This window comes from Salinisphaera sp. G21_0 (assembly GCF_017744115.1).
Classification (GTDB): domain Bacteria; phylum Pseudomonadota; class Gammaproteobacteria; order Pseudomonadales; family Endozoicomonadaceae; genus Endozoicomonas.
Genome location: NZ_JAGHQW010000009.1, coordinates 46,778 through 59,459, shown reverse-complemented (window position 1 = coordinate 59,459; position 12,682 = coordinate 46,778). Strand labels below are relative to the sequence as shown.

7 protein-coding genes are annotated in these 12,682 nt (G+C 46.3%); all 7 read left to right on the top strand.

Annotated elements, in window-relative coordinates; all coding sequences use genetic code 11:
- The first annotated feature begins 80 nt into the window (after positions 1-80).
- Positions 81-956: a WYL domain-containing protein gene (locus tag J7439_RS06275; protein WP_286198231.1), complete on the top strand. Its 876-nt coding sequence runs from the start codon at positions 81-83 to the stop codon at positions 954-956.
- Positions 953-3,916 (top strand): sigma-70 family RNA polymerase sigma factor, encoded by a 2,964-nt coding sequence (locus J7439_RS06270; protein WP_209200974.1) that lies wholly within the window; start codon positions 953-955, stop codon positions 3,914-3,916. Before J7439_RS06275 ends, J7439_RS06270 begins: the two co-directional genes overlap by 4 nt.
- Before the next feature lie 37 nt (positions 3,917-3,953).
- Complete coding sequence (locus J7439_RS06265; protein WP_353623010.1) at positions 3,954-5,396, top strand: ATP-binding protein; 1,443 nt, start codon at positions 3,954-3,956, stop codon at positions 5,394-5,396.
- Positions 5,397-5,418: 22 nt separating this feature from the next.
- A complete protein-coding gene (locus J7439_RS06260) occupies positions 5,419-8,265 on the top strand; it encodes a Z1 domain-containing protein (RefSeq protein ID WP_209200972.1) in 2,847 nt (948 codons plus the stop codon).
- A complete protein-coding gene (locus J7439_RS06255; RefSeq protein WP_209200971.1) occupies positions 8,249-9,262 on the top strand; it encodes a PD-(D/E)XK motif protein in 1,014 nt (337 codons plus the stop codon). The genes J7439_RS06260 and J7439_RS06255 overlap by 17 nt, the downstream gene beginning before the upstream one ends.
- Position 9,263: 1 nt before the next feature.
- Complete coding sequence (locus J7439_RS06250) at positions 9,264-11,060, top strand: AIPR family protein (RefSeq protein WP_353623008.1); 1,797 nt, start codon at positions 9,264-9,266, stop codon at positions 11,058-11,060.
- Between the two features lie 348 nt (positions 11,061-11,408).
- The gene (locus J7439_RS06245) at positions 11,409-12,455 is read left to right on the top strand and encodes an ankyrin repeat domain-containing protein (RefSeq protein ID WP_209200969.1); all 1,047 of its coding nucleotides are present in this window, start codon (positions 11,409-11,411) and stop codon (positions 12,453-12,455) included.
- The last annotated feature ends 227 nt before the right edge of the window (positions 12,456-12,682 follow it).

The following is a 12,682-nucleotide window of genomic DNA, read 5'->3' as shown; positions in this document are numbered from 1 at the left end:
ACGCAATTTAATTACAAACCGGGGTTGTTATAATGCTCTGCAATATATATTTTTGTCAGAGCATTATGTCAGATTTGTCCATGGACTCTCTCAGTCGCAGTCAATGTGAGCGGTTGGCGTTTATTGATTTCAGATTATATTTTCTTGGTGAACTCAGGCGCTCTGACATATCTGAAAAATTTGGTGTGGGGCCTGCTGGTGCTACAAGAGATATAGCGCTTTATCGGAAGTACGCAGCAGACAATCTTGTTTTTGATCAGACAAAAAAAATATATGGGCCATCTATCGTCTTCAGCCCTGTCTTCAGTCACTCACTGCAAAGAGCCCTGGGTGCTCTTACTGAAGGTTTTGGTGATATCGTCAGCAGCCTTCCTCCTCAGATAAACTGTATCATCCCGGCTTTCCTTAATGATTTTGATATAGACAACCTGTCTACAGTGACAAGGGCGATCAAGACCGGGAAGGCCATTAAGATAAGATACCTGTCAAAGAGCAGTGGCTGGTCTGAAAGAGAAATAATACCTTCGGCCCTGGTTAACAGTGGCAAGCGCTGGCATGTCAGAGCGTATGATCGAAAAAGATCTGAGTTCCGGGATTTTATTCTGTCGCGTATCTCTGAATCCAGACTGCTGGAAGACTGCTCTGCCCGACATGAAACCATTGAGAATGATGATCAGTGGAATAGATGGGTAGAACTTCACCTGGTTCCGCATCCGGGGCAGAAGTATAAAGAAGCCATAGTGATGGATTATGGCATTACCGGTAAATCATTGAGGATTAAGCTTCGTGCGGCAGTTGCCGGTTATTACCTCCGGTTCTGGAATGTTGACTGTACGATGGATTATAGCCTTGATGGGTTAGAGTATGATCTGTGGCTTAGCAATCCACTGGAGCTTTATGGCGTAAAGAATGCGCTGATTGCGCCAGGGTATGTTGTTCAGGGAAGTCAGGTATGAAAGCTATAAGTAAAAGTACAAAGGGGAATTTCAGTCGTCTGTTAAAACTTGCGGTACTGACTGGTGTTGAGAAGGCTGTTCAGGTTCAGCTTAAATCCAAAGCGTCAGTAAACGTACAGGACAGTGATGGCACCACGCCTCTGATCCTTGCGGTGCAAAAAGGGCATTTCAAGATCTGCAGGCTGCTGCTTGAGAATGGTGCTGATCCTGAGCTGCCAGATTACAGTGGTAAGAAGGCTCTGGATTACGCAGTAGAAAAAAAATATCAGCATCTTGTGAATCTGCTTACTGAGTATATAAAGCCCCATTTGGAAGTGGAACTTCTGCCCTCAACTGACAGCAACCTGAAAGACCTGCCTGGCATTAACGGTCACCTTGCGACTGACAGGAGCAGTGTGAATACGTCCAGCTCAGAAACAGCCATATCCGATAATGATTCAATTGCAGGAATTGATAATGCTGTCAGTCAGGAGAGCTCCGGAAAGCAGACAGTTGTCTTGGAAAGTTTTTCAGAAAGTCTGAATGATACACCGGGAAATAGCTCTCCTCCTGAGAGTTCAGTGGAAGATACAGCCATTTTGGCTGAAGTGGCTGGTTCTATTAATGAGACAGACAATAGCATTACCGAAAGCAGTGAAGTTAACGGGAATGGCTTTGAATCCAGTGATGATTTTGTTGCTGACATCTGGGAGATAGAAGATATTGAGCCAGAAATCTCTCCCAATAGTGAGAAGGGATGTGAAACAGTATCGGTTTGTGAAAAGCATGAACAGGGTAAACGGATAGTCTCTGTAGAAGGGTGTGACCATGTTCATCATGTAACGCAGCCAGACCATAAGGATTCTTGCTCAACGCATATTTTTGCCGGTAATGAAGCCTCATTCAGCGAAGAGGAAGATCTTGGTGGCTGGGAGATAGCCAGTGAAGATATTCCTCCACAGGAAGACAGCGACAGTAAAGATCAGGCCGGTGAAATACAGTCACGGATCACAAAACATATTCCGATTGATTCTGGAGAAGACTGGTCGGACATTGTTATTGAGTTGCCAGAATTTTCGGATAACCCTGATCTTGAACTTTTCAGGAAAAAGTGGGTTTTTGAGGGGTTCAGCAAGCTCTTTGAAGAGGGTGCCCGTACGGGTACTTTGTCGGAAAGTTTTGTTACCGATTATGTGACTGACCTGTATGCAGATCCAATATTAAAAAGTTCCCGTGCTTCTCAATTGTCCAAACCAAGTAATTTGTCAAAAGTCCTGCAGAATGATGCTTTATATGAGCAGCTTGACAGCCGGCTGGAAGAAAAGGTTTTCTATATCCGGCAAGTGCTGGAAAGTTATGGCTTCCTGATAGACAGCCATATGTTTGAGGGGGAGCCTGTTTCTGATGGCTATGAAGATAATGATGCAGCTTCCATTGATGAGGCAATGCTCCTGCTTGATGACATTCTTTATGCCAGGGATGAGCCCATGGGCTACTACTACGCCAGCCTTCCCGGTAAAGAGCTTCTTACCCGGGGGCAGGAAGTAGAGAATGGCAGGCGTAGAGAAGCAGCCCGGGTTGCCATCATGGAGACATTGTCTGAAGTGCCGTTTATCTGTGAGCTTTTTGCTCATCTCTGCCTGGAAGCACTTCGAGAGGATAACCCTGAACAGGCCCTTCAGAAAGTGATTGCTGAGCTGCACATCGTCTCAGATGAGGACAGCACTGAGGAAAGAGTTACTGGCCCCCTGTTCGCGGATGAACAGGAAGATGATGACGATGAGCTGGAGGAACCTGGTGAGGAATACCCTTTTGAGGCAATTGTTGAAGCTCTTGAAGTTTTCCTCGATGCACCAGGCTCATCAAATCAATCGGGTGTACAGGATGCGTTCAAGAGTCTTGTCCTCACTGAGGATACACTGAACATATTGGTTAAAGCGCTGTACCAGTCAATTGATAAGGTCAGCGAGATCAAAAAATCTCTGATCAATCTTTATACCCGGAAAATCAGGATTCCACGTACGGCTGCGGTGAGTGCTGCAGGTCAAAATCCGGGCAGCGAACTGAATCATCAGCTTAAAGCAGAGTATCCTCTTTGCGCAGGCAGACTTGATCAGCATGCTGATGAAATCAACCGGTTGCAGGATCAGATACAGAACGTAAGGCAAAAGACAGGAATTGATTTCCAGAATCTAGTGAGTATCAGCTCCAGGGTAAAAAAATTGCAGTGTGATATTACTGCTGCACGGGATGAAATGATTACCTTCAACCTCAGACTGGTGCTTTCGATTGCCAATAAATACAACGGCAGAGGTCTTGATCATGCTGATCTGGTTCAGGAAGGAAACATTGGTTTGATGAAAGCTGTTGAGAAATTTGACTACAGGAGAGGGTTCAAATTCTCAACCTATGCCACATGGTGGATACGCCAGGCCATTACAAGGGCTATTGCAGATCAGGCCAGAAATATTCGACTGCCTGTCCACATGGTAGAGAGTGTCAATAAACTACAGAGTGTCAGCAGGGAGTTGAGGCAAAAACTGGGTAGAGAGCCATTAGTATCTGAGTTAGCAACAGTCTTGGATATTCCCGAATATAAAGTTATCAGAATACAAAAGTGTATTTCTCTTGAGGCTGAGAATGCTGATGGAATCGCATTCGATGATTACCCCAATCCTGCTTCTGTTACACCAGAAGATTTAAAAATAGAGAGTGACCGGGATCACAAGCTCAAAGCTGTTCTTAAAACGCTGACTGATCGAGAAAAAAGGGTACTTGAGCTTCGTTTTGGTATTGATGAAAAATCTGACTACACCCTTGAAGAAGTAGGCCAAGAGTATGGCGTGACTCGTGAACGAATCAGGCAGATTGAAGCAAAAGCACTTCGGAAATTGAGAGTTCCAGCCATAACAAGTCATTTGAGAATCTTTGTTGACTATGATGCTGTGGAAACACCCTTGCTAAGGATGGCTAATGACTGATTGTAATAGAAGGCACGCACCACCAAAGGCAGGTGCAATGATAGAGGCCCTGCGCGGCCTTGGTTATACGACAGCATCTGCGCTTGCAGACATTATTGACAACAGTATTGCTGCCAGAGCCAGCCGGGTTGATATCAATTTTGTCTGGCAGGGAGAAGAGAGACGCATAGAAATCCAGGATAACGGTATCGGAATGGATGCTACTGGTCTCGATAAGGCAATGAGGCTGGGTGAGCTGAACCCTCTTGATGATCGTGAGGAGTCAGATCTTGGTCGTTTTGGCATGGGGCTGAAGACTGCATCCTTTTCTCAATGCAGAAGCCTGACAGTTGCCACAACGCAGAATAATCAGTTTAACTGTCTTCGCTGGGATCTTGATGTACTGGTTGAAAGCTCTGGTGATGGCTGGTTTATGCTGGAAGGGCCGTCAGATACAGGGCTGCCCCTGGTAGAACCCGTCAAAAATATCGATCACGGAACACTTGTTCTCTGGGAAAAGCTGGATCGTATTCTCACAGATGGTTTTACCGAAGATAATTTTATGGAGCTGATGGATCAAGTTGAACGACATCTGGCGATGGTTTTTCATCGATATCTTGAAGATAAAAGTCAGCGTTTTGAAATTTATATAAATGGCTGCAGGGTGAAACCCTGGGATCCATTTATGACTGGCCACCCCGCTAAATCCTGGAACTCACCGCTGGCATCACAGGCAACTCAAGGTGGCACAGTCGGCGTTGAGTGTCATGTTTTACCTCATAAAGACAGGTTGACGGATAAAGAGTTTGAGTCAGCAGGTGGACCTGATGGCTGGACTGCTCAGCAGGGTTTTTATGTTTATAGAAACCGGAGACTGTTATTGGCGGGCAGCTGGCTCGGATTGGGCAGAGGCCGTTCGTGGACTAAAGAAGAAGCGCACAGACTTGCACGCATCAGGCTGGATATTCCCAATACTGTGGACTCAGACTGGAAAATAGATATTCGCAAGGCAACCGCACGTCCTCCGGTCAATATGAGAAAGTGGTTGATGCGCCTGGCTGAAGATACCAGGGCAAGAGCCAGGAAAACTTTTGCATCAAGAGGCCGACCTGCAAGAACGGGTAACGGGCAGACTGTGGTTCAGGCATGGCGTGCTGATCAGACGGCAGGCGGCGTACGTTACAGAGTGGATGACGCGCACCCTGCAGTCAGGGCCGTGCTGGATGACGCTGGCTCTCTGTTACCGCAGATTAAAGCCATGCTGAGAATACTGGAAGAAACCATTCCGGTTCAGCGAATATGGCTGGATACAGCAGAAAATAAAGAAACACCACGCACCTGCTTTGATGGTGAGGCACCATCAGAGGTGGTTGAGGTGTTGTCTGTCATGTATCAGAACCTCACGAGTAAAAAACGTTTCAGTGCTGAAGAGGCTAAAAGAAAGCTTCTTCAGACAGAACCGTTTCATGATTACCCTCAGCTGGTCGCATCACTGAAATAGTCAGCCTGACAAGGAAAGGAAAATGGCATTAAATCCCACTGAACAGAAGGTCCTCATTTTTGTACAGAATATGCTTGAGGCAGAAAGTCAGGTTACTCCAGCGATTATTCAGGAGCAGATGAATCTTGTTCTGAATATGAAAAAAGAGTGGAGAGCTGACACTGATGAGAGTGCGATTATTGATGAGCTTATCCGCAGAGCGAGCACATGGGTTGGTGATGATGCATTATTGACCAACGACGAAGGCCATATTGCCTGGCTGAACCAGGACCGTAAACAGGGCTGGCGCTACTGGCAGCGCTACCGTGAGTACCAGGAGAAAAAACTGTCCTGGAATATTGTTGAAGGACTGGATAAGTCAACAGATCAGATTCTTGGCAATCTTGAAGATCCAAAACGTCAGGGATCATGGGATCGAAGAGGGCTGGTTGTTGGGCACGTACAGTCTGGTAAAACGGGCAACTATACAGGCCTGATCTGCAAGGCGGCTGATGCCGGTTACAAAATAATTATTGTGCTTGCCGGCATGCACAATAACCTGCGCTCCCAGACTCAGATACGACTGGACGAAGGCTTTCTGGGTTTCACGACGAGTATCATTCAGGATGAAATGCACGTTGTTGGTGTGGGCGAGATTGACAAAGACCCGGCCATACGACCAAATTTTGCAACTAACCGTTCAGAAAAAGGCGATTTTAACACCAAGGCTGCAAGACATCTTGGCATATCCCCAGAAGAGCGACCCTGGTTGTTTGTTGTGAAAAAGAACAAATCGGTTCTGGAGCGGTTACTGAAGTGGATTCAGGAGCATGTGGCCAATATTCAGGATCCTGAGACAGGCAGAAAACTTGTTACCCACCTTCCTCTTCTGATCATAGATGATGAGGCGGACAATGCATCGGTTGATACCGGTGACCAGGCTTATGATGAGTTCGGTAAACCTGACCTTGAGCATGAACCCACAGCAATAAACAGGTTGACCCGAAGAATACTTCATAGCTTTACCCGTAAAGCTTATGTTGGCTATACAGCGACACCATTCGCAAATATTTTCATTCACAACCGTAGTGAGACTGAAAAAGAAGGGCCTGATCTTTTTCCATCAGCCTTTATCGCAAACCTTTCAGCATCATCCAGTTACATCGGTCCTGCAAAAGTATTTGGTCGTTCTTCTGAAAATGGCAGGGATGGAGGCCTTCCTCTTGTTAAAGTGGTAAATGACCATTGCGCTGAAGATGAAAAATCAGGCTGGATGCCAACCAGGCATAAAAATGGTTATTACCCATCAAGTGACCAGAAGCATGGCATACCTGAGTCTCTGAGGGAGTCAGTCGATGCATTTGTGCTTGCCTGTACACTGCGCAGGCTTAGAGGGCAGAAAGATGAGCACTGCTCCATGCTGATACACGTCACTCGATTTACATCCGTTCAGGGGCATGTGAAAGATCAGGTGGCAGCTTATGTGGACTGGCTCAAGAAGCGCCTGGTGCGACGGATTGATCATGACGCAGTCATTCATCAACTTCGATTGCTCTGGGAAAGTGATTTTCTGACAACAACAGAAACCATTCACTCCATGCACCCTGATATGGTGGATGAAAATACGCTGACCTGGTCGCAGGTAGAAGCAGAACTTTCGGATGCTATCTCAGAGATTGAAGTAAGAGCTATCAACGGTTTTGCGAAAGAAGCGCTTGATTATGCGGACAGTGCCGTAGGTCTGAAAGTCATTGCTGTTGGTGGGGATAAACTTGCCCGGGGGCTGACTCTGGAAGGGCTTTGTGTCAGTTACTTCCTCCGTGCTTCCAGAATGTATGACACTTTGATGCAGATGGGGCGCTGGTTTGGATATCGCCCGGGATATCTTGATCTGTGCAGGCTGTATACAACCATTGATCTTATTGAGTGGTTTGAACATATTGCTGATGCATCAGAAGAACTGCGCGAAGAGTTTGACCTGATGACTGCAAGTGGAGCGACTCCAAAGGAATATGGACTGAAGGTAGCTTCGCATCCTGTCCTGATGGTTACCTCCCGATTAAAAATGAGGAATGCTCAAAGCCTTTACCTCTCCTTCAGTGGGCAGTCTGTTGAAACAGTCTCTCTTTTAAAAGATTTAAACTCTCTGGAGTCAAACCTGCAGGCCTTTGACAGCCTCACAGCTCGCCTGGGTGAACCTGAGCCGATTCCAGACAGAAACCGGAATGGCAGTAAGAAGTCCGGTAATGGTATTCAGTGGTCCAATGTGCCTGCAGATGATGTTATTCAGTTTTTAAGCGAATACAAAACTCACCTTGGTGCCACGAAAGTCAACAGCAGGCTGCTTTCAGACTTTATTCAGAACATGACCAGAGAGCACGAACTGACATCATGGACAGTAGCCGTGATTAATGGGGGTCAAAAGAGGAATTACTCAATTAATGAGTCCAGTACCGTTCGGCTGGTAAAACGTACACCTAAAACGATTACTGAGGATCGCTATTCTATTGGAAGACTCCTGTCGCCAGCGGATGAAGCACTTGACCTTGACGACGATGCCTGGAGTGCAGCACTGACGGAAACCCGGAACAGCTGGAAGAATGATCCTGCCCGGTCGGAAGGTACTGAAGGTGTGCCGCCAAAGCAGCCTAATGGTCCTGCTCTGCGAAAAATCAGAGGATTTGGTGCCGGCCATATAGTCGGCCACCCTGAACGGGGGCTTCTGCTTATCTACCTGCTGAGCCCTGAGGGCGTTGATGACAGTTATGATGAGAATACTCCACCAATAGTGTCTTTTGGTATCAGCTTCCCCGGAAGTCACAGCGGCACAAAGGTTAAGTATGAAGTGAACAACGTACTTTGGGAGCAGGAATATGACCCTTCATATTGATGATGAGATCCTTGCTTCCTGGAAGGCATTAAACAATCCGGGTTCAGGTACCGGCTGGCAGGCTGTACCGGTAACCTCTCCGGGGGATTGTCGTATTATGGCTGCCCGCCACTTTCCGGAAAATGATGAAGCACTGCTGATTAGCTTTAATCTGGAAAGTCAGCCATCGTCCACGCAGCTACCTGAGGGCAAAGGTTTTCGGGTAGAAAAAATTCGTGATGAGCGCCTTGGTAAAGGGCTGACATGGATAGGCCTTATAAGACTGAAGTCAGGTAGCCTTGAGATATTTCTTACCATGGTCAGGGATGTTCTGACCATGGTGGGTAAAAAGTCAGGTATGCCTCCGGCAACGCTGTTCAGCGCATTTATTGGACGAATAAGAGCCTGGCAGGAATTTATGAGCAAACCCCGGGCAGCACTCGGACCAGAAGCCGAGGTTGGTCTTTTTGGTGAGCTGATTTTCCTGAAACAGCTGACAGACTCCGGACTTAGCACATTTAATGCTGTTGAGTCATGGTATGGGCCACTGGATGGATTGCAGGATTTTATGCTTGGCCATGGAGCTGTTGAAGTAAAAGCGACTCTGGCTGAGAAGGGCTTTCCCGCAAAAATTCATTCCCTTGAACAGCTGGATGATTCCGTAGTGCAACCCATTTTTCTTGGGGCAGTTCGTCTGAGTAGAAATCCTTCTGGATGGACGCTTTCGGAGTTGATTGGTGTTATCAGGGAGCTAATGTCCCAGGACAGACAAGCCTTATCAGAATTTGATAATCGGCTGTTGAGAGCAGGTTACCTTGATTCACACAGTGAGCATTATATCAGGCAGTTTTCAGTTGCAGAGATCAGAATCCTGTTAGTGGGCGGAGAACTCCCCAGAATGACTCCGGGTACTGTTCCGGCAGGAATCAGGTCTGCCAGGTATGAAATTGACATCGATCAGTCGGCATCTGATGAAGTGCCTGTAGCTGAGATGTACAGACAGTTAGGTATTATTTGAAATGGAATTAGCAGAATTTTTAAGACAGACGCAGGCAGAAGTTCAAGAACTGCTGAATGAACGAATGGATATGCCGGATGAGCCATATCCATTTCCGGAGTCTGTTTTCACGGAAGTTATGATGCAGCATATGTCTGACATCGGTATGACATTCGAACCAGTAGTGTGCCACTTTGATGCTAAAGTCAGTAAGGCAAATGTTAGGCTCAGTGGGTATGCATTATCTGACGAAGTTGATCAACTGGATATGTTTGTCAGCCTGTATAATGGTTCAGGAGAACTTCAGTCTTTGCCTCTGTCTGAAGCAACAAAGGCAGCGGATTATTGTCTGCGCTTTCTTAGCATGTGTGCTGAAAAGAAACTGTCTGGAAAAATGGATGAATCCAGCGAGGCTTACGGGTTTGCTGCAACTGTTGAAGCAGCTTACCCGAGTCTCGACCAGGTTCGGGTTTACGTGCTTACAGACCGCGTGCTGAATGCAAAATCAAAGCAGTTTCAATCCAGAGAGATACAGGGCAAGACAATTAAGCTGGAGGTAATGGATATTGAGCGGTTGTACAGGCATACATCCGCTGGCAAGCCCAGAGATGAACTGGTTGTAAACTTTGAAGAAGTTGCTGGTGAAGCGTTGCCCTGTGTGTGGGTACCGGGGCAAATGACTGAGTATGATTATGCCATGACAGTCATTCCTGGCGAGGCACTGCGCTTTATCTATGAAAAATATGGCCAGAGAATTCTGGAGGCAAATGTTCGTTCATTCCTCCAGGTGACGGGCAAGGTCAATAAAGGGATCAGGGATACCCTGAAAGAAAATCCTGAACGCTTTATGGCTTACAATAATGGCCTGGTTATTGTTGCAGACGAAGCGCATTTAGGTAAGACATCGGATGGTGGCCCCGGGATCACCTGGCTGAAGGGGATGCAGATTGTAAATGGTGGTCAGACAACGGCTTCGCTTTACTTCACTAAGAAGAAAGATAAAGGTGTAGATCTTTCCAGTGTCAAAGTGCCTGCAAAACTTATTGTATTGCGATCTTCTGATTCTGACAGTGAAGACTCGCTGGTTCGAAATATTTCCAAGTATGCGAATAGCCAGAATAAGGTAAATGACTCAGATTTGGAGGCCCATCATGAACTGCATAAGCAGTTAGAGCATTTTGCTAATACTACTTATTGCCCGGATGGCGTCAGTCGCTGGTTCTATGAGCGTTCTGCAGGCAGTTATCGAACTCTGTTGATACGTGAAGGCAGTACACCTGCGAAAAAGAAGGCCCTTCAGAAAGCTATCCCTACATCCAGAAAAGTAACCAAACCGGATATGGCTAAGTTTCTGAACATCTGGGATCAAAAACCTGCTGTAGTCTCTCAGGGAGCACAGAAAAATTTCTTGAAATTTATGGCGACATTGCCTGAGTTTCGCTGGGAATCTGGTGAAGAAACTCCGACCCTTGCTGACTTTAAGAGAGTGATTGCTAAAGGGATCTTGTTTAAAGCTGCCACTAAGCTGATCAGGCCAAAGTTTCAGGCATTTCAGGCAAACATCACAGCCTATACCCTGGCCCTGGTGTCCTTAAAGCTTGGTGATAGAATGAATCTGGATATGATCTGGAATAACCAGGATATTTCCAACCATCTGAAAGAGCAGATCTCAATCTGGTCAGTTGAAGTTCAAAAGTACCTGCACGGGTCTTCTTCTGGAAGAATGATTTCTGAGTGGGCTAAAAATCCGAAATGCTGGGATTATATTCAGGCCGTTCAATACTCCGATTCTATTGAGGGTATTCCTGAATGTAATTGATGCGTAAAGCTGGATTCAGACCTGATCTGGTAATTTTGAAGTTAATTTGAATTGCCAGACCAAGTCTTTGTCTGAGTTTAATCATCAATCAGAGGCCGAAATATCGGCTCTTTTTCTGTATTCCTTCGAACCGCAGTCAAATTTTTTAAGCACCCTATACGACAGCGTTTTCTATGGCCTGAATATCGAGATCAGCCCAAAGTGAATGGTTCATCATCTCCACCAGCTTGAGAAAGCCATCAGCCAACCGCTCATTGACAGAGGAGAGAAAACGAGAAAAACCACTGACTTATGGGAACTTTCTACCGGAAACCTGCTCCAACTGATAAGTTAACACAGGAGCATATTATGAATGGTACTGGTGGTGTAATTAATCTGCCCCCGGAGAATGTCCTGGGTCCCATGTATGAATCTGATAAGGCATCAGCGGTGCCTGAGTTCACTGAGTCGGCAAGCAAGTTTCTGAAGTCAGCAGAGTTAGGAACGTTTCTTGACAATGCCAGGGCCGTTGCCGAAGAGCTGCTTACCCACGATGATCGTCTGGTTGATAGCTGGAACCTTCCCCATCAGCTTACTCCGCTCCACATTGCCTGCCTGGCAAAGGATAGGGTGCTGTTGAAGGCAGCACTTGCTGACCCTCAATGTTGGAGGATCATCGATCAATGCACCTCCGCAATTGATGTGGACGAACTGGCAATTATTACAAAGGATGATAAGAAAATGCCTGCCATGAACGGTGACACTCCTTTGCATTTTGCCCTGTATAACAGCTGGAATGAGGGTGCTTTAAAATTAATTCACGAACTGTCAGCTGCTGGAAAACTCAATAATACGGTAAATAATACCGGCAGTAGTTTACTAAGCGTGGCCGCCGAGTTTGGCAACCTGGATGTGGTGTCCGAGCTTTGTAACTGTCTCAGGCGAGAGTTTAGCCTGGTTTACTTTGACGACTATCTGATGCACAGCACAAACAGCCAGAGCAGTCTGCTGCATCTCGCTACACAGCAGCAAAATCCGAAGGTCTTTGAGTATCTGCTGGAAAATCAGCTGAACATCACTGGAGAGTCAACACTGTTGCAGCTGGATAATGACGGGAAGACGCCAGCTGACCTGATTAAGGAGGTATTGCTTGATAAGCGCAGTGTTGCCCTGGAATCGGATGGTAATGTCAAGAGGTTAATCTATGAAAAGCAGCTAAAAGATGATCAGGCCAAAGCATTGGAAGAATATGAGAGTCAATTGGATAGAAATGATAGTTATACACAAAAATATTTTGAGGACCTCGGCTATCCTGATGGTCCCTGGCAAAAGTTTTATATGGAGAAAAAACACGAGGGCAAGCAGGATCAGTCACCTGAAACTTCCACTTGGACGTTCCCATGTAATCTGGTCTGATTTCTGAGCTGGCATGGCCACGGACTGCCCAGAAATTTAAAGCACACAATGCAAGGATGCACTAATTGATGTGTTGGGAGTTGCTGAATCCCTGGTGGTGTTAAGTGTTTGCTGAAGTACTTCCAACTCTTTAAACAGTGTTCTGGAAATAGCTTAAAAAACGGAAAGGCTCAAACCACAGCATCATTCGTTTAACCCATTGTTTACAGGCCATATAAACGACAAAA